A 19,274-nucleotide genomic window follows, 5' to 3' on the forward strand; every position below is an offset into this window, starting at 1 on the left:
AATCAAAAATTGTTAAATTAATAATTAAATTTATTCCGGTTTAAATTATTTAAAACTTAATTATTAAGAAAAATATGAAGCTAACAAACTCTCAAAATAAAATATTTGAGTATTGTATTTATCTAATTGCATTTGGACTTTTTATATTTTTTTTTAAACACACATTAGATTACGGGAGAACCTATGATGATGATGCTTTACTAGATCAATTCACAAGATCCCCTGGAGATGCAAAACTTATCTCTAGTTTTTTATATGCAAAATTTCATTTTTATCCTGTGTATTTTTTAACACATGAATTAGATAATTTTTTAACCTTTTTATTTAACTTTAGTGGGATTGAAATATTAAATACAAAAATAGCTAAATTTACAAATATTTTTTTGCACGTAACAAATAGTTTTTTAGTTTATTTGTTTATAAAGAAAATTTTAAGAATTGAGAGTAATTTAAGAGATAATATTTTAATTTTTCTAAGTTCTTTAATATTTTTATTTCACCCTATTACTTCACAAATTATTTTTAATATAACTACCCGTAATGAAAGTTTAGCATTATTCTTTGGACTTTTAACTTTTATTTATTGTCTAAACAATGCCTATGATAAAAAATTTATTAATTATTTATTTATAGCATTATTATTTTTTCTGTCATTGTGTTCAAAACTAATGACCATCTATTTAGCTGGTTTAATTCCACTAACAATCTTTTTGCTCAATTTTCATCAAATAAATTTAAAAGAAAATTTTAAAAAAAATTTTGATGTTTTTATTCTACTATGTGTAACATTTTTTGTTTACTATTATTTAAGAAGTGTTTTCACTGAGAAAAATGATATTTTTTTCTACGATAGTTTTAATGATTTATTATTTTATTTTTTTACTTCATCAAAATTTTATTTAATTGGATTATTTTATCCTTTTGAACATATTTATGTTTATGCAACAAACTATGACTTAAATCTATCCATTATTTTATTTACTCTCTTTATAATTTATTCAATTTTTGCGACATATTTATTTTTTAATAAGAAAGATCCAATTCTGTTAATTAGTGTTTTTTGGATCATTGCAAGTTTAACATTGCCTGTTATTTTTGGAATGGTTGATAAAGGTTTTCCACTAATTTCAAATTTAGCTGAGAGATATCAATATTCATCAGTTGTTGCAATTTCAATAATATTTTTTTGGATTTTAAAAAATTTATCTAATCATCTTTACAAAAAAACATTAGCTCTGAGTTTTTACTGTTTAATACTATTTTCTTGTATTTTTATTTTGTATGACAGAAGCAAAGTTTATATTGATAACTATACTTTTATGACTGAAACAGATGAGAAAAGTCCTAAAAATGTTCATAGATATTCATTTTCGGTTCCAATGAGAAATGCTGTAAAAAATAATGACTGGACGGCTTATAAATTTAATCTTTATCAGTTTTATCAATTAAATACTAAATTTGACGAAGTTATATTAGAATTTTTAAGATATTTCATTCACGAAGAAAACGAGGTGGGAATTAAATTTTTTGAAAACGAATTTGAAAAACAATTTAAAGATAAACCTTATGGAATTTTTAAATTAGCAAGATTTTATGTTTTTAATGAAGAGTATCAAAAAGCTGAAAATGAAATAAAAAAAATTTTTAAACAATATGATAAAATTAAGAAGCAATTAGAAGCTTCAGGGAAAAAAGTTACATTTTTAGATCCACCAATTGATGATTTATATTTTGAACTTGGAAAAATTAATTTTTATCAAAAAAACTATGACAAAGCCTTAGAAAATTTTAAAACAGCAAATGTAATTAACCCTCTGCACGCAACAGCACTTTACAATGCAGCTATAACGCTTAAAAAACTTGGACTAAATAAAGAGGCTACACAATTATATAAAGATGCTATTGAAATAAATCCTTTTTTAAGAGAAACAGCTAATAATTTAATTGCTAATACAAATGAGTAATGAATTAAGCATAATTTCTCCTGCACTCAATGAAGAAAAAAATATTGAACCTTTAACTTTAAAAATCATTGAGCATACAAAAAAAACTAAATTTGAAATTATTTTCGTTGATGATAATTCAACTGATCAAAGTAAAAAAATACTCTTAAATTTATCTAAAAAATACAAATTTTTTAATCCAATCTTAAGAAAGAAAAAGAGAGATCTTACCCAATCTTGTTTTGATGGGATTAACAAATCTAAATATAAAAATATTCTTATTTTAGACGCCGATATGCAACATGATCCGAAATATATTCCTCAGATGCTTAAGGAATTTAACAAAGGACAGGATATTGTTATAGGAGCTCGAAAACTAACATCGGGAAAAAATAAAGGTTTATCTGAGACAAGAAGATTTGCTTCAATATTTTTAATATTTTTTTTTAAAATTTTTAATATTCAAACAAAAGATCCAATGAGTGGTTTTTTTCTATTTAAAAAGGATATTTATCTAAAAAACAAGAAAAGATTTTTTGGTAAGGGATTTAAAATCCTAGCTGATATATTAATTAACTCAAAAACAAAATTGAAAGCTAAAGATGTTCCAATAAATTTTAACAGACGTTATGAGAGTGAAAGTAAAATGAATACTAAAATTTTGCTGATATTAATTAATTTTTATATAATTAGTTTGATAAAAAAATTTCTAACCTATTAATTTTTTTGCAATTTCATCAATCATAAACTCATTATGTTTTATCCATTCTCTTGATTTTTTTGAAATTGAATTTTTAACATATTTTTTTGCATCAACTAAATTTGAAAATTTTTTAATTGGTTTTTTAAATTCTTTGTTTAAATCTGTAGAACCAATTTTATCTAAAATACTTTTTATTTCATACTCAGATAGTTGTTCTTTTAACAAGTTGAATTGTTTATCCATTTCTTTTTGAATTTTTGGGAAAAATTCTTTTTTTATTTCTTCTGAAATTAATTCTGGATTAAAAGATTTTTGCTCTGGCACTGTAGTTTTGGCTTCCATATTTTTTTGGAGTATAGAGTGGCTATGTTGCAGCTCAGATGAGTGATACATCTGCAACATTCTCATATTTTGCATATCCATAATTTTTGACATTTGATCAAATTTATCTTGGAGTTTTTCAGACTCACTTTTGTTTTTTTGTTTTTCTTCAATTTTGTTAAACAACTCCGGCTCTATATTTTGAACTTTTTGATTTAACTCTTCAATTTTTTGACTGGCTTCGTTTCTATAAGTTGAGATGTTGTCTAAAGTTTCATCAATTTTATTATTTAGACTATTTAATGAATTTTCGATTTTTAAATTGTAATCTTTTAAATCATTTATTTTATCTTCAAATCGTTTTTCTAAATTTACATTTTCATTTAATTTTTGAGGATCATTCAATTGTCTAATGCTATCATCTATTTTAGTTGAAATAGAATTGATATTATTTTGGATATGATCAAACTGATTATTTAAATTACCGATTTGATCCTCTAAATTTGCAAAATTTTTGTTTGCTTCGTCTTCATATTTTTCAAACTCTTGGTGGTAACTTTCGTTAATGTTATTAAGTTTATTTTCAATGCTTTCTTCTGATCTGGTAAGTGCTTCAGTTAGTTTTGTATCAAGTTCATCATTAAATTTTTCAGAGAATAGGTTTTTCTGATTTAATAACTCATCTAATTTTTCTGTAAGTTCAGAACTACCTAGATCTAAATCGTTTATTTTGGCATTTAACATCTCCAACTGTTCGTTAGAGAATATTTGAGAACTTTTTACTTCTTCTTTAATTACCTCACCATTTGCAGATTTTTCATAATCAGCTTCTTGAGCATTCACAACAGTTTCTGCAACTTCATCAGTTAGATTAATGATATCATCTACTTCTTCAATTAAATCTATTATTTTTTGATTATTAATGTCAGCAACTTCATCTTTGAGTTCAATAATATTTTCATCAACATTTCCAAAATTAGACAAATCATTATTGGCTTCATCTACTTCGCTTAAATTTTGATCAACAATTTCATTATTAAGAAAAATAATTTTTTCACTATTGTTACTTCTTGGAGTTGATTTTGGTTTTGCGGTTGTATCTTGAGACGATGAAACTACAACGGTTTTATCTGTTCCTGTTGATGACATCTTTGCTTCAATGCCATCCTTAAGATCAATTACTTGATCGTTGAAAATTTCCTTGAGTTTTTGCACATAAAGCTGTCTTGATAGTTTAAGTTTTTTATCTTTTAGTAACTCAAGCCTAATTTCATCAAGAGTTTTTTTGATGTAAATTGGAGTTTTTTTCATATAATAAATTTATACGTACGAATCATTTACAGTTTATCAAATCTATAAATGATAGTAAAAATTTATAATGTTTGGATTAGGAAAAAATAAATCAAAAACAGTCGAAGACGAATCTATTAAAGATAAATCAAAATTTGTTGTCGTAGGTTTTACTGTAATGATTTTTGCTTTTTTAGCATTTTTGATAGGTGAAATTTACACTTCACTTCAACTTTCTAAGCAAAGCAAACTTTTAGCTAATACAGGAAGTATTCAAGAAGAGTCTGACAAAATCATTATTGAAATGGCTAAAGTTGGTAAAGATGTGAATAAAAGTGAATATGAATACATTAAAGAAATAATGATGTTTATGTCTCCAACTGAATTTCAAAATTTCAAAAATTCTATTTCAGGAATTGCAAGTGAATTTAATGTGCAAATTAATAGCTTAAATGAAAGTCAAGCCGATCCATTAGGTGAGAAATATTCAATTAATTACATTGAGTATCAGTTCTTAAGCACTTTTCAAAATTTAACTTATTTAAAAAACAAAATTGCAGAGAGTGAATTTAAAATAAATATTATTGAGGAAAAAATTTCTAGAGAAAATGCTAACTCTGATAAAGTACTAGCTAGTGGAAAAATCGGAGTTTATGTTTTTCCTGGTAAAGAAAAATTATTAAAAGATAAGTCAAAAATAATTGAAATATTTAAGGCTGAAGAAGAAAAATTAGCTGAAAAGGAAAAGCAAGAAACTGAAAACTAAAGTATCTGCCTAACTTAGCGCCAAAGGTCCCTTAATATAATCATACATAGGAATTAAAAACTCTAGATACCTTTCCATAAATGGAAATGCCATTCCTACCTGATCTCTAAATGGAACAATTAAAACAGAAAAAACTATTAATAACAATAAAAGAAGATAAGTGAGCAATCTAGCTCTTCTTCCTTGATTTAACTTTTGCTCAGATTGTTCTTGTTCTTGCTGTTCTTTTTCTAAAGATTTTTTTGCCTCTTTAATTCTATCTTTTTTAAATAATTTTTGAAAAAAATTTAGATTTTTATCTCTATCAATTTTGTATTCATCTAAATTTTTATCCATCTCCTCTTTTGATGGAAGATCATTTTGGTCTTCATCTGTAAATATTTTAAAGTTTGAAATACTCTCTGGGTTTTCTTTTTTTATTTCATCAAAGTTTTCATTTGCAACTTCCTCTTCAGACAATTTATCTTCAGGCGTGGACAATAAATCTTCTGCGTCTTCTGAACTAGATGTTTGATTTACATTTTCAGTTTCTTGTACTTCAGATTGAGTTGTTGCAGCTAAATCATCAATTTCTTTATTTTCTCCAATATCATTCTCATTTTCTATTAATGAATTTTGCTCTTCATTAACATTATCATCTTGATTGATTGGATTGTTACCTTGATCTGGATGATAAAACCATACCTCAGAACATGAGCCACATCTAACTTTTGAGCCCTGTTGTGGCATAACTCCGTCAGCTAACTTAAATTTTTTTTTTCCGCAAATACAGTCGATAATCATATGTTGTAATTTAAAACTAATAATATAAAAAAATACATATGTCTATCGAACAAAAAATTAATGGAAATGTAGGAAAATTGTTTGTTACTGGTGAAGTTGATTTAGATAGTTCACCCGAATTAAGAGATAATATAAAAGATTTAATTGATAATGTTAAGACAATTGAAGTTCAGCTGTCAAAGGTGAACTACATAGACTCTTCAGGTATAGCTGCATTAGTTGAAGGTATGCAACTTTCAAAAAGTAAATCAAAAGAATTTTTTCTAACTGATGTGAGCAATGAGGTCATGAAAGTAATTAAATTAGCTCACTTAGATAAAATTTTTAAAATTAAAAATGTAACCGGTGCAAATGCAGCTGAAGTAAGTTCAGAACCAGAAACTGTTCAGGAACCTGAGTCTCAAGCAAGTGAGAACGTGGATCTTGCTCCAAACGAAGAACCTCAGCAACAATCTGAGAATGTAGAAACAGAAAACAAAGAAACTGAGGAAACAAACCCTAGCATCAAAAGAGATGATGACGATGGAGATAAAATAAAATTTAAAAGGTAAGTGCTTACCCTTTCTCTGTTTATTATTGGATCAATCTTTGGTAGTTTTTATAATGTCTGTATTTATAGACTTCCTAATGATTTAGATGTTGTCGCAAAACGATCATTTTGCACAACTTGTAAATATAAAATACCTTTTTATCTCAATGTTCCAATCATCTCATACATAGCTAATCTTGGTGAGTGTAAAAATTGCAAAAGTAAAATAAGTGTAAGTTATCTTATAGTAGAAATTTTAACGGCATGCTTATTTGTCTACGCTTATAGTTTACACGGAATTAGTTTTAAAACTTTAGCTTATATTATTTTTTATTCAGGATTGTTAATAATTTTTTTTACTGATTTAAAATATTATTTAATTTTAGATAAAATCACAATTCCACTTTCTGTTCTTGGGTTAGTTTTTACCTTTTTCAAGTTTAATCCTTTTGATGTGAGTATATTAAGCTCTATCATCGGTGGGATAATTGGTTATTTAATTATTTATATTATTAGATTTTTATTCTTTAAAATTAGAAAAGTTGAAGGCATGGGGTTAGGAGATGCTAAATTATTTTTAATGGTTGGTATTTGGCTTGGAATAAAATCAATTTATTTAATTTTAGCAAGCTCAGCAATTACTGGGGCTATTGTTGGTCTAATTATTATTTATGTTTACAAAAAAGATAAAGATTTTCAAATTCCATACGGGTGTTTTATTGTCATAGCTTCAGCACTTTATCCATATCTAGGATCAGTCTTTTATAATTGGATTTAAAGATATATTGTTAGATAACTGATTCGTTTAAAAATGAATAAATCTCTTGTTGCTCAAAACATAAAAAAAAATTATCAATTATTAGACAATAGACAATATGGTCTTGCTGAACAGAATGCATGCAATTTATTAAAACATGATCCTAACAATCATGAAATTTATAATTTAATAGGAGATATTCATTATAAACAAAATAATTTTGATAAATCTATTTGGTATTATCTTTCTTCACTAGATAGAAACTTTGATCGTAAAGCTCTTAATAGATTAGGTACAAATATTTTTTTATTAAATAATAACTCTGCTGCCGAGAAAGTTTTAACAAACCTTTTAGCCCACGACCCTACTTATGTTGATGGTTACTTAAGTTTAGGTCTAGTTTATGAACAAAGTAAAAACCTAGAAAAAGCGGTAGAATGTTATAAGGCTGTAATCAAAATAGATTCTAAAGAAATAAAGGCATACTTAAGTCTTGCAACTTTATACAAACAAGATCAAAAATATGATGAAGCGATAAAAGTTTATCAACAAGGCCTTATAAATAATCCAAGTAATCATTTCATTTTAAGTAACCTTGGGAACTTATTCTATCTTCAGCATAAATACGAAGATGCAATAATCTGTCATCAAAGAGCGATTAAGGCTAAACCAGACTCACATGTAGTACATTTCAATTTTGCAAATACTTTACTAAACGCTGGAAAATATTCTGAGGCAATTGAAATGTATAGAAAAACAATTGAACTTAATCCTAACTTTAATAAATCAAAAATTAATTTAGGAACTACTCTTTTATCAATGTCAAATTTTGAAGAAGGTTTTAAAGAATATCATCATAGAATATATGAAGATAAAAATTTTAAATCGGTACTTCATAAAAAAAATTTAATTTGGAATGGTCAAAATATTGAGAATAAAAAAATTCTTATTATCGCAGAAAATGGATTAGGTAACACTTTACAATTTTCGAGATATCTTGAAACATTAAGCCAACTAAATTGTAAAATTATATTCCAGTGCCAAGAAGAACTGCATCATTTTTTTGAGGATATGGTTTTTATAGAAGAAATTATTTCTAGTGAAAGTGAATATGATGATTATGATTATTGGATACCCTTACAAAATTTAATCTATTTACTTACACCAGATCTTAATAGCAATTGTCCTTTTCCATCATCTCTAAAAATAAATGATAATAAACTTCTTGAGTGGGAAACTCTTATAGAAGTAAATGATAATGTGAAAATTGGTTTAAATTGGCAAGGTAGCAGTTTAAATCCTAGAGTTGCTAATAACTCAGTTTCTTTAAATGGTTTTAAAAGCATTGTTAAAAATCCATTAGCTACATTCATAAATTTGCAAAAAGGCAATGCTGTTTCAGAAATAGAAAAATTTCAGTTGGAAGAACACATTGTGAATTATGATTTACTGATGGATACAGGATCAAAAAAATTTGTAGATACAGCTGCAATAATAAAATATTTAGATCTAGTTATTACAACTGACACCTCAATTGCTCACTTGGCTGGAACACTTGGCACTCAAACTTGGTTATTACTTCCAAAAGTTTCTGATTGGAGATGGTTAAATTCCAAAGATGAAACTATTTGGTATGATAATTTTAGAATTTATCGCCAAAAAATACAGGGAGACTGGTCGGATGTATTTTCAAGGGTGGAAAAAGATTGCCAAGAGCTAATTAAAAATATTAGTGATTTAAGAAAATCTTAATTTAATTTTTTCCAAAAACCTTTATCTATTTCTTTAGAAATTCCTTTAAGCCTTGAAATCATTAGTTTTGATTTCTTCAATAATATTTCATCCTTAGCAATGGCTTTTTTAAATTCTTTGTGTTGAGCTACCATAAAAGCAAATAATTCTGCTTTATCTTCTGCAGAATTGTTTCTAGCATAACCTGAAATAAAACCTTCAACAGATGTATCTATTCCAATACCCCCTGTTATTAAATCATTAGAATAATCCACTTTGTTTATTTTTTCCCAAGCTTCATCTAATTGCATTAAAGATAATTTAGAATCGATTATGTGATAAAATTCGTGATGGAACAAAATTCTAATATAATCTTTTTTTGCTTTTGAATTTTTAATTTTATTAACAGCTGATAAATTCAAATAAAAAACTCCAGGTGATTGATCGACATGTCCTGGAGCCAATCCACCTGGCTCAAATCCTAATGATTTGTCAGTAATTTTTTCACAAATCATGACATATTTTAGTCCTGAATTTTGTAAGAAAGATACTGGATATACATTTATTTCTTTTACAAGATTATTAATAACATCTTTATAATTCGACTTTGTTTGACCACAAAAAAAATCATTTTTGTTTTTAAAGTTTTCAGTACTAATTAAGATATCTATCCCTTTTGAAGAAAATTTTTTTTTTGATTTAATATGTTCACCCAAAACTTTTAAACTTGATTTTGAATTAATATATTTTGCATATCTATTGTATTTAGGATTTTTCTTAAGTGTTCTAAATCGCACAAGACATTCAATTTCACCATCACTTTTACAATTTTTTAAAGCTTTTTGATCTAACTCATATTGAGATAATGTCCCCCAGCTAGTGTACAATCTCCCAGAAACAGCTTCGACTATGCTTCCCTTAAATTTTTTATTTGTTTTTCTATTCTCTTTTATTGTGGATATATATTTTTTTACAAATTCTGTTCTTTCCTTGTAAGCTTGTCTTACCTCAGGAGTAATATTACCAGCTTGTAATTCATTATGAACAAAGACACTTAGTATGAGAATAACAAAAATTCTCATTAAACATTTTTGAAAAATTTAATACTAAAACTAGATGATATATCTCTAAATTGTTCATCATAACAAGATGCAAAGATTTCAATGCTATTTTTTTGAGGTGCATCAGTTAATACAAAATTTAATGAATTATCTTTAGGTTCTTTCTCAATTAAATCATAACTATTAAAATAATCTTTCCAAAGAGAAATTTTCTCTTTGCACTTATTTAGGTCACCTTGTCTTTTATTATTAAATGCAATTATTGAATAAACTTGATTTTGAGAATTTGTGTAAAAGTAATAATTGTTAAAATGATTTGATGATTTATTTGGCTCTACTTTAAAACATTTTCCCTCTGCGAGATTGTTTTCACACTCACCAATTATATTTAATTGACCCCTATTAAGTTCAGCTAAAAAAAACTGATTGAATATTTTCTCTAGCCTATTTTTAGGAAGTGTAACTTCTGTATTTTTTGGTTTCAATAATTCAGTAATATTTGAAACATCCAAACCCTCTTTTTCAATGGGTTTTTCATCAAACATTTCTTCTGGCTTTTTTTGTTCTTCTCCAGGTAAATCTCCAGACTCACCTGAATACAACACAGAAGATAAAAAAAATAAAATTAAAATTGTTTGAATTATTAGTTTCATTTAAATAAAAAGATCTTAAATTAATTTTTAACTATAATTCAATAGAAATCAATGAGTGAAGATCTCGAAAAAAACCTGAATGAAATAAAAAGATTACCTGGACTAAAAAAAGTAAAGGAAGAAGTTGAAAACTTATTGGCTTTTCTTCAAAATTCTAAGGATAGAAAAGAACAAGGTTTAGGTGATGCAATGCCACTTACTTACCATTTAATTTTTTCTGGTAATCCAGGAACAGGAAAAACTACAGTCGCTAGAATTTTGGCAAATATCTATAGAGATCTAGGCATTATTGCTGGAGGGAAACTGATAGAAGTAACCAGAAGTGATTTGGTTGTAGCGGAAAAAGGTAAAACTGCAGAAAGAGCAGCCGAAAAGTTTAATCAAGCAATAGACAATGTATTATTTATTGATGAAGCATATACTTTATCAAATAAGAAAGATCCAAATGACAACGGTCAAGAAGCAATTGATGAATTACTGAAGTTTATGGAGGATTATAGGGATAGATTAATAGTAATTGTGGCGGGTTATGAAACTAATATGAAAGAATTTATAGCTTCAAATGCTGGTCTAGCTTCTAGGTTTAAAAGAAATTTAATTTTCGAAAATTACAATGACTTAGAATTATACCAGATCTTCTTCAAACTTTGTCGAGACAACAAGTATATGATTGCAAATGATGCAAGTGCTTCAATTAAAAACGCGTGTAATAAAATTATAGAAATAACTGGTGACCGATATTCTAATGCAAGAGATTTAAGAAGATTTTTTGAAAACTGCATTCAAACTCAATCAGTAAGATTAAATAAGAAAGAAAATAAAACAAAATTAGATCTAATGATGATAAAAAAAGAAGATATTGAAAATACTATCAATAATTTTTCTTAACTTATTATTCTTGAATTATATCTATAAGTAATAAATCTTCTAATAATTTCATAAAACAGAATAATTAATGCTATAAAAGTTACTATTGGAATGTAACTTAAAATTTTAAGATATCTTGAATATAAAATCTCAATAGCAGATCTTTCGTCCATTTGAATATCATGTAACCTATTTGCGATTAAATGTATTTTTGGATCTTTTAACTGAGAACATTTATCTAATATTTGATATAATTGTAATTTATCGTAGTAATTAATCAGTTCTTTTAGATTTTGTTCAACTGCATGGCAATTTGCAAACAAATTATTATAAACATCATCTAAAGTTAGATCTCTTTTAGATGAATTTCTCATTTCATTATTTAAACTGATATATATTTCTTCTACTTCTTCTTTTGTTGGATTTTCTTTTAAAACTATTTCAATATTTTTTTCAAAATTTTTGATTTTGTCTTTAACATCGTTGTTTATATTTTGATCTGGGAAAGTTGCTACAATTTTTTCATCTTTTCCTATTTCGTTTTCACTTAATATGACTTTGTTATTCTGTCCTACATCTTTCTCAGATGTAATAGGAGGATCTTTCTTTAAAACTACTTTAGTTTGTTCTTCATTATCATTTTGATCTTTATCAGATTTTACTGGGATATCTTTTTTTGCAATCACGCTTGGTATTCTACCTTTTGCAAATTCACCAAAGAATTTTCTAAATGTTATTGAAAAAATATTAGAGCTGATGTCTTCTTTTGTATTTTCTAACAAAAATGCATTGGCCATTAGGCTTGTGTTATTCTCTTTATTAAGAAAATTATACCCTACCCCTAAAGAGTAGTAGTCTTCTTTGTCTCTTGGTAAATCGTGGTTAAAAGTAGAGCCAGATGCAAATCTTGCTTTATTTTCTGTCCCTTCAACAAAATAGTCTCTAGATACAAATGCTGCTAATTCCAATTGGCTTAATTTATTATCTTTCTCTGAAAAGTTTTTTGATACTGAAATTCCAACCTCAGGTTTAATGATAAAAAGATCTTCATTATCAACTGACAATGCCAAATCACCACCTGTTTCTTTTGTGTCTCCCTTAAATATATAACTATAATTTATTTTAGCAGATGGAGATATTTTATAACCATTAAAATCATACTTTGCTATATGCTGAGCTTCTAAATTTAAACCAACATCATAAAAGTCAGATTTATACTTATCATCTACTGAAGTTCCAAATACAGATACATTTCTATTGCTGTTAGTCTTAGATACAAAAGCGCTACCTAATAAATTAAATGCATAATCTTCATCATCTATTTGCTTAAACATTGATGCATGCATTGAATAAATTTCAGCATCTCCATAACTATCATTATAGGTTGTATCAGTTTTTGAAATTCCAATAGAATAACCATCAAAATTTATATCGTCTTTTTTAAATTGTTCTCCAAATAATATTCCTGTCGTATCAGAATTATATCCCGTATAACCTTCACCAATATTATCTCTTTTAGTATTTGTTCCAAAAGTTCTTAAAAATGAAGCACTATCATCTGACTCAAATCTTTCAAAAAATGATTTATTTTTATTATTTTTTATAAAACCTAAAACTGATACATCACTATAATCGTAGTATTCACTATATCTTTTTTTATCTCCATACAAACCTTGGTCTTGTAATGATGCTAAAGTAAGCTCGTTAGCTGTTGAGGTAAAATTTGATACAAAAGTTGTATTTGAAAGAGACGTAGTATTAGCAACAGCTCTATTAAAATAATTATGATTAGTATTTGATTGAATGGATGATGTTGCAATTACAGTACCTTTCAATTTATCTAATTCAGTATTAACAGAAGAAACTGTTGCGCTATCCAAAACATCTTTCACGTCTTTTAATGTTCCACTAGTTGCATTGTCAAAAACTTTTGCAATGTCTTTTGATGATGAAACTGTTGTTGTGCAGTTTATGTTACATGTGCTAGCTGCTTCAGTAATTTGTAAAGAAACAGTTTTTGCAGAAGTATCATAGACAATATCCCATGTAGCATCATTAAGATTACTCTCATTATTCATTGTCTCTGTTGAAAAAGTTCCATTAAATGTTCCACCACCAGAAGCATCTACAATTGTATGTGTCACATCTGAGTAAGTGGTATCTTCAGGGTATAAAGAAATAGTTCCTGCAAGCACTGTATTTCCATTAATTACAATCTTGTCTGCTGTTGTTGAATTAAATTCTATGTTTGTAGTATCGTCTGCAGATAGCGTTAAGTTACCAGTTATAGTAAGAGTGCCTATGCTATTTCCAGGTGCTAAAGTACCTGCGGTAGATGAAAATGTAACATTACGCCCTATAACACCACCTCCACTTAATGTACCTCCCTCTACACTAATATCTCTTGGAATAATGGTATTTGATCCATCACTTGCTGTTCCTACATATAGAGTACCTGCAGTTAATGTTGTGTCTCCAGTGAAAGTATTTGTTCCGGTTAAAGTCAAATCACCTGATCCAGATTTATTTAAATCTCCTGAGCCAGATAATGTTCCGGATAAAGTTTGATTGTTAGAAGAACTAAAAGTTATTGTACCAGAATTTGCTATATTGCTAGCGTATGATCCACTGTTTAATTGTCCGCTTACATCAATTGTACCTGCTGAAATAGTTGTATTTCCTGAATAAGTGTTTGTTCCGCTTAAAGTAAGAGTTCCCGAACCAGTTTTTGTTAATCCACCAGATCCTGATATTACACCGGAAACAGTTTTATTGTTTGTGTCACCAGCAGTTAGAGTTTGTGAACTTGCTATTTCAATATTTCCAGCTCCCTCTATTGAAGCAACCGTATCAGTTGCATCTACGTCATATACCGCACCAGAAGCAACACTTACAGCAGTGCTATCAGATAAAGTACCTGAAACAGTTAAAGTTCCTGAATTAATATTTGTGTTACCTGTATAAGTATTTGTTCCACTTAAAGTATAAGTACTAGAGCCAGCTTTAGTTAATCCACCAGATCCTGAAATTACTCCAGATAAAGTTTTATCATTACTATCCCCAGCTGTAAGAATTTGACTACTTGCTATTTCAATATTTCCTGCACCACTTACGGATGCGATGGTATCACTTGCATCAACATCATAAGTGGCACCTGATGCAACTGTTACTGCTGTACTATCTGATAAAGTTCCTGAAACAGTCAATGTTCCTGCATTAATAGTTGTTAAACCTGAAAATGTGTTGTTACCACTTAGAGTTTGAGTTCCCGAACCAGTTTTTGTTAATCCACCAGAGCCTGATATGACTCCAGATAAAGTTTTATCACTACCATCTCCAGCAGTTAGTGTTTGTGAGCTCGCAATTTCAATATTTCCAGCTCCACCGATTGAAGCAACTGTATCACTTGCATCCACATCATAAATTGCACCAGAGGCAATTGCTACTCCAGTGCTGTCAGACAATGACCCAGTTACTGTTAAGGTTCCTGCATTAATTGTCGTAGCTCCAGAATAGGTATTTGCACCACTTAAAGTTTGAGTTCCTGATCCTTGTTTTGTAAAATTTCCTGAACCAGATATATCTCCAGATAAAGTTTTGTCATTGCTATCACCTGCTGTTAACGTTTGACCACTTGCTATATCAATTGATCCTCCACCTTCTATTGATGCAACAGTATCGCTTGCATCCACATCATAAGTGGCTCCACTGGAAACAGATATCGCAGTATTATCATCTAAGGTTCCTGAAACAGTTAAAGTACCTGCGCTTACAGTTGTAGTTCCATCATAACCATTATTTCCTGAAAGAGTTAAAGTTCCACTACCAGATTTAATTAAATTATAAGTGTTTGATCCATCATCAATTGCTGCCATTGATACAGCACTATCAATACTAGCAGTAGTATTTCCAGTTAGAATGTTAGTTCCTGAAAAAGTAATTGCATTGCTATCTCCACTATTTCCTAAAGTTACTGAACCCTGTAAATTTAAATTCTCATCAATTGTAAAATCACTTGCATCTGATGTGTAAAATTTACCTCCAGTCATTGTAATATCACCTGTACCAAAAGCATCATTATTTCCATACTGAATAGCACCAGCAGTAACTGTAGTTCCTCCAGAATAAGTACTGCTGTTCTCTGCAAAAAATGTACCAGTAGCTGACATTGTCAAAGTTCCAGAATTCAAGACCAAACCACCTGATGGTCTAATTATTCCATCACCACCTGTAATAGTTAAATCATAATTATTAGCTCCAGCAGTTATACGACCACCAAATGTTAAATTTCCATCAGCAATATTTATTGTAGTATCAGAACCAAGAGTAGTAGCACTCCCTGTTAATGTTATTGTTCCAGAAGTATTTGCAGCTTGTAAAGCACCACCATTACTCACACCACTTCCATTTAAAGTTAAGCTTTCATTAGTAATAGTAATTGCATCAGTTATTTTTAAACTTGCACCATCCGCAACAACAGTTCCACCACTTGATGACCCTAAAGAATACTGATCTGATATTTCTAGAATACCTGCATTTACTGTAATTGTTCCATCATTCTGATTAGCTCCACCCAAGGCTAAAGTACCACTTCCAGATTTAGTTAAATTACCAGAATCTGTAATGATACCATCAAAGGTCATTGTGTTAGATGATGTTACTTCTATTGTGCCATTACCAGTTAATGTAATTCCTTTATTCGCACCTAAAGTAAAGTCATTTGTAGCACTTAAAGTTCCACCATTAAAAATTATGTTATCTCCATCTGCGCTGCCAGGTGTTGCTCCTAAATTAGCTGAACTTGAAACACTAACCGTTCCATTTGTAATAGTTGTTGAACCAGAATAGGTATTCGTACCTGAAAGAGTTAAAGTTCCACTTCCAGATTTATTTAAAGCACCAGTTCCTGAAATTACACCTGCTAAAGTTTGGTTAGATGATGAGTCTATTGTAAAAGTTCCTGAATTTGCAATAGCACCATCATAATTTCCATTTTCAAGTTGGCCTTGAAGTGTAATGCCCCCTTGGGAAATAGTTGTGTCACCAGTATATGTATTTGTTCCACTAAGAGTTAATGTACCAGTTCCAGTTTTTGCAAGTCCTCCTGATCCTTGAATGACACCTGAGAAAGTTTTGTTTGTAGCATCTCCTGCTGTTAATGTTTGACCACTTGCAATATCAATTGTTCCAGCTCCATCTATAGATTTAATTGTATCACTTGCATCAACATCATAAGTAGCTTCAGATGAAACTGTAATTGCTGTATCGTCAGATAAGGTTCCTGTAACATTTAATGTTCCAGCACTAACTGTGGTTGCACCTGTATATGTATTTGCTCCACTTAAAGTTAAAGTTCCATCACCAATCTTGGTTAAAGGACCAGTTTGACTAATTACACCACCATAGGTTAATGTAGTTGATGTATCAGTATTAATTGTTCCTCCACTACCAACAACCATAATTCCTTTATTTGAACCTATTGAAAAAGAGTTTGTAGTTTGAAGTGTTCCATTATTTAAAACTATGTTGTTGTTTGTTACAGTTCCAGGTGTTGCTCCTAAGCTAGATGAGTTTGAAGCAACTACAGTTCCGCCTTCAATTGTTGTTTGGCCACTATAAGTGTTTGTTCCAGTTAGCGTAAGTGTTCCTGAACCAGTTTTAGCTAAAGTTCCAGTGCCTGAAATTATTCCTGCTAAAGTTTGGTTGGATGATGAATTAATTTTTAATTGACCAGAGTTAGAAATTGCTCCATCATAATTTCCACTTTCTAACTGACCTTGAACATCTAAAGTTCCTGCAGAAATTGTAATATCTCCAGTATTAGTATTTGATGCACTTAAGGTTAAAGTTCCATCACCTGATTTAGTTAAAGCACCTGAGCCAGTGATTACACCCTGAATATTTGATGTAGTTGAAGATGCTGTATTTATTGTTCCAGCACCCGTCATAGTAACCCCTCTATTTGAGTCAAAGGTAACTCCTGAGGTTATTATTAGACCACCACCATTAAAGATTATGTTATCAGTGTCAGCAGTACCGGGTGCAGAACCAAGATTGTTATCAGCTGAAATACTTAAATTTCCAGCGTTAAGGGTAGTATTACCGCTGTAAGAGTTTGTTCCGCTTAAAGTTAATGTTCCTGTTCCTGACTTAACAATAGAACTTGTTCCTGTGCTATCTGTAATTACCCCAGCATAAGTAGTATTGGTATCTTGGTCTATTGTTAGAGTTGTATTTTGTAGATCTATTGAACCTGTAGAAGTACCTGTAAGTGAAGCTATAGTGTCACTTGAGCCCATATTTAGAGTTCCCTGAACATCTAAATTTACTGTATCTGCAAATCCTCCTTCTCCACTAGTAAAATCTGCTGTTGTATATCTGTCAATATCTAAAGTTCCAGTTCCTGTAACTAGATCTAAAAACTGATATTCTCTTGCGTTAGTTCCTTCAGCAAGCAATGTGAAGGTGTTGCTACCTAAATTAATTGCAGTAGTAGCAGAACCATTTGAATTACCAAATATAAACTTATTACTCGCATCTGAATTTAAATTAGGTTTATGCAATACATTCGAGTCTGCAGTTAAAGTTACTGTTCCAGTTAAAGTGGTATCTGTATCCTGACTAGATGTTAACGTTGCTGCTGTACCACTGTTAAAATTATTATTACCAGAACCTGCTAAACTTATGTCCATGCTATAGGTTCTTCCCGAACCTGTCCCTGGATCAAAATTTAAAGAACCTCCACTTTGAACAGTAATTGAATTTCCTGAAGCAAAAGTATCTTGATTTACAGAAGCATTGGCTCCGTTTGCAACTATAACATCGAAGGAATATGCATCAGAGGTTCCACTGGTAAACCTCATTTGACCAGCACTTACCGTCACATCTCCTGTTAAATCATGAGTATTAGCAGCACCTAAAGCTAAAATACCTGAACCAGTTTTTGTTAAATTATAATTACCAGATATATCACCACTATAATTTACCCTAGCACCTGAATTTGTTACTTCAATCGTTGCATTATTATTTACTAAAGAAATACCTCTATTAGCATGTAGAGTAATTGTACCTGTATTAGAAAATTTTAAAGTTGCATCAGTAATTCTAATGTTATCAGAGACTAGACTACCAGGTTCACTTCCCAAACCTCTATCTGTTGCAACTTCTAATATTCCTCCATTTAAAACTGTTTGGGATTGAGTGTTTGTTCCAGTTAATTTTAAAGTACCACTTCCAGATTTAACCACATTACCATTACTAACGACTCCCGATATAGTTGAGGTAACTCCACTTGCGGTATCAAATGTTATATTCTGACCTCCAAGACTTACGGCTCCTGAAATAGTATTATTACTATTTGAAGTTAGTGTATATTTGTCTCCAGAAAATGAAACATCACCCAATAAAGTTAAAGTTCCGTTATTAGTTGAGTTCCCAATTACACTCGATGAAGTTACATTAATTGTATTATTGATACTTCTTGATACAGTATTAGATGATGATATCCCTCCTCCATTAAGTATTACTGTTGCATTTGCAAAAGAGTCATTGTTTCCTATTCCTACCAAACCTTCATCTATTGTAATACTTGATGTAAAAGTAAAACTAGCAGCGTTTAATACTAAAGAACCGTTTCCAGTTTTTGTCAGCGTATAAGAGCTAGCATCAATTTCATCATTTAAAGTGTAAACTGAATTATTGGTAATATTGTAGGTTCTATCTTCTTTAATATCTGTCTCTAAATAAATAGGATCATTGATTGTGGTGTCGGTACTTGCATTGATAGTATCTGAATAAGATTTGCTACATAAAATTAACGTTAAGTAAGTTAATATTAAAAAAATTCTTTTAAATTCAATTAACATTAAAA

Annotated in this window: 12 protein-coding genes; 7 read left to right on the top strand and 5 right to left on the bottom strand. The window is 29.3% G+C overall.

The features are described from left to right. Positions 1-74 precede the first annotated feature (74 nt). Both ACTTBM_RS02950 and ACTTBM_RS02955 read left to right on the top strand, forming a co-directional pair. The gene (locus ACTTBM_RS02950; RefSeq protein WP_440634649.1) at positions 75-1,964 is read left to right on the top strand and encodes a tetratricopeptide repeat protein; all 1,890 of its coding nucleotides are present in this window, start codon (positions 75-77) and stop codon (positions 1,962-1,964) included. Then, a complete protein-coding gene (locus tag ACTTBM_RS02955) occupies positions 1,957-2,664 on the top strand; it encodes a glycosyltransferase (protein ID WP_075506338.1) in 708 nt (235 codons plus the stop codon). The genes ACTTBM_RS02950 and ACTTBM_RS02955 overlap by 8 nt, the downstream gene beginning before the upstream one ends. Here the strand turns inward: ACTTBM_RS02955 and ACTTBM_RS02960 are convergent. After that, positions 2,653-4,278: a hypothetical protein gene (locus ACTTBM_RS02960; protein ID WP_440634650.1), complete on the bottom strand. Its 1,626-nt coding sequence runs from the start codon at positions 4,276-4,278 to the stop codon at positions 2,653-2,655. The two genes, ACTTBM_RS02955 and ACTTBM_RS02960, sit on opposite strands and share 12 nt — an antisense overlap. A 67-nt stretch (positions 4,279-4,345) precedes the next feature. Here ACTTBM_RS02960 and ACTTBM_RS02965 point away from each other — a divergent pair, with 67 nt between their 5' ends. Further along, positions 4,346-5,023, top strand: coding sequence for a hypothetical protein (locus ACTTBM_RS02965; protein ID WP_075506340.1), 678 nt, complete (start codon positions 4,346-4,348; stop codon positions 5,021-5,023). A 9-nt stretch (positions 5,024-5,032) separates the two neighbouring features. Here the strand turns inward: ACTTBM_RS02965 and ACTTBM_RS02970 are convergent, their stop codons facing one another. Further along, entirely contained in the window at positions 5,033-5,806 is a 774-nt protein-coding gene (locus ACTTBM_RS02970; protein WP_440634651.1) for a hypothetical protein, read from the bottom strand. Positions 5,807-5,844: 38 nt separating this feature from the next. On the opposite strand from ACTTBM_RS02970, the gene ACTTBM_RS02975 reads away from it, so the two are divergent. The 3 genes from ACTTBM_RS02975 to ACTTBM_RS02985 are packed head-to-tail and all read left to right on the top strand — an operon-like array spanning position 5,845 to position 8,844. Continuing rightward, positions 5,845-6,357, top strand: coding sequence for an STAS domain-containing protein (locus ACTTBM_RS02975; protein ID WP_440634652.1), 513 nt, complete (start codon positions 5,845-5,847; stop codon positions 6,355-6,357). After that, entirely contained in the window at positions 6,358-7,113 is a 756-nt protein-coding gene (locus ACTTBM_RS02980; protein ID WP_440634653.1) for a prepilin peptidase, read from the top strand. It begins immediately after the preceding gene. A gap of 33 nt (positions 7,114-7,146) precedes the next feature. After that, on the top strand, positions 7,147-8,844 hold the full coding sequence (locus ACTTBM_RS02985; RefSeq protein WP_440634654.1) for a tetratricopeptide repeat protein: 1,698 nt from the start codon (positions 7,147-7,149) through the stop codon (positions 8,842-8,844). On the opposite strand, the gene ACTTBM_RS02990 is transcribed toward ACTTBM_RS02985, so the two are convergent. Then, positions 8,841-9,905: a putative zinc-binding metallopeptidase gene (locus tag ACTTBM_RS02990; protein ID WP_440634655.1), complete on the bottom strand. Its 1,065-nt coding sequence runs from the start codon at positions 9,903-9,905 to the stop codon at positions 8,841-8,843. The two genes, ACTTBM_RS02985 and ACTTBM_RS02990, sit on opposite strands and share 4 nt — an antisense overlap. Further along, positions 9,905-10,537, bottom strand: a complete 633-nt coding sequence (locus ACTTBM_RS02995; protein ID WP_440634656.1) for a hypothetical protein — start codon at positions 10,535-10,537, stop codon at positions 9,905-9,907. The genes ACTTBM_RS02990 and ACTTBM_RS02995 overlap by 1 nt, the downstream gene beginning before the upstream one ends. 51 nt (positions 10,538-10,588) lie before the next feature. On the opposite strand from ACTTBM_RS02995, the gene ACTTBM_RS03000 reads away from it, so the two are divergent. After that, a complete protein-coding gene (locus ACTTBM_RS03000; protein ID WP_440634657.1) occupies positions 10,589-11,425 on the top strand; it encodes an AAA family ATPase in 837 nt (278 codons plus the stop codon). On the opposite strand, the gene ACTTBM_RS03005 is transcribed toward ACTTBM_RS03000, so the two are convergent. Next, on the bottom strand, positions 11,422-19,269 hold the full coding sequence (locus tag ACTTBM_RS03005) for an autotransporter-associated beta strand repeat-containing protein (protein WP_440634658.1): 7,848 nt from the start codon (positions 19,267-19,269) through the stop codon (positions 11,422-11,424). The two genes, ACTTBM_RS03000 and ACTTBM_RS03005, sit on opposite strands and share 4 nt — an antisense overlap. Between the last annotated feature and the right edge of the window lie 5 nt (positions 19,270-19,274).

It is taken from the genome of Candidatus Pelagibacter sp. HIMB1746 (assembly GCF_052047555.1).
Lineage (GTDB): Bacteria > Pseudomonadota > Alphaproteobacteria > Pelagibacterales > Pelagibacteraceae > Pelagibacter.

What these genes read in the sequence shown, in the direction of transcription:
- ACTTBM_RS02950 (WP_440634649.1), top strand. Translation starts at nt 75, where the DNA reads ATGAAGCTAACAAACTCTCAAAATAAAATATTTGAGTATTGTATTTAT.
- ACTTBM_RS02955 (WP_075506338.1), top strand. Translation starts at nt 1,957, where the DNA reads ATGAGTAATGAATTAAGCATAATTTCTCCTGCACTCAATGAAGAAAAA.
- ACTTBM_RS02960 (WP_440634650.1), bottom strand. Translation starts at nt 4,278, where the DNA reads ATGAAAAAAACTCCAATTTACATCAAAAAAACTCTTGATGAAATTAGG.
- ACTTBM_RS02965 (WP_075506340.1), top strand. Translation starts at nt 4,346, where the DNA reads ATGTTTGGATTAGGAAAAAATAAATCAAAAACAGTCGAAGACGAATCT.
- ACTTBM_RS02970 (WP_440634651.1), bottom strand. Translation starts at nt 5,806, where the DNA reads ATGATTATCGACTGTATTTGCGGAAAAAAAAAATTTAAGTTAGCTGAC.
- ACTTBM_RS02975 (WP_440634652.1), top strand. Translation starts at nt 5,845, where the DNA reads ATGTCTATCGAACAAAAAATTAATGGAAATGTAGGAAAATTGTTTGTT.
- ACTTBM_RS02985 (WP_440634654.1), top strand. Translation starts at nt 7,147, where the DNA reads ATGAATAAATCTCTTGTTGCTCAAAACATAAAAAAAAATTATCAATTA.
- ACTTBM_RS02990 (WP_440634655.1), bottom strand. Translation starts at nt 9,905, where the DNA reads ATGAGAATTTTTGTTATTCTCATACTAAGTGTCTTTGTTCATAATGAA.
- ACTTBM_RS02995 (WP_440634656.1), bottom strand. Translation starts at nt 10,537, where the DNA reads ATGAAACTAATAATTCAAACAATTTTAATTTTATTTTTTTTATCTTCT.
- ACTTBM_RS03000 (WP_440634657.1), top strand. Translation starts at nt 10,589, where the DNA reads ATGAGTGAAGATCTCGAAAAAAACCTGAATGAAATAAAAAGATTACCT.
- ACTTBM_RS03005 (WP_440634658.1), bottom strand. Translation starts at nt 19,269, where the DNA reads ATGTTAATTGAATTTAAAAGAATTTTTTTAATATTAACTTACTTAACG.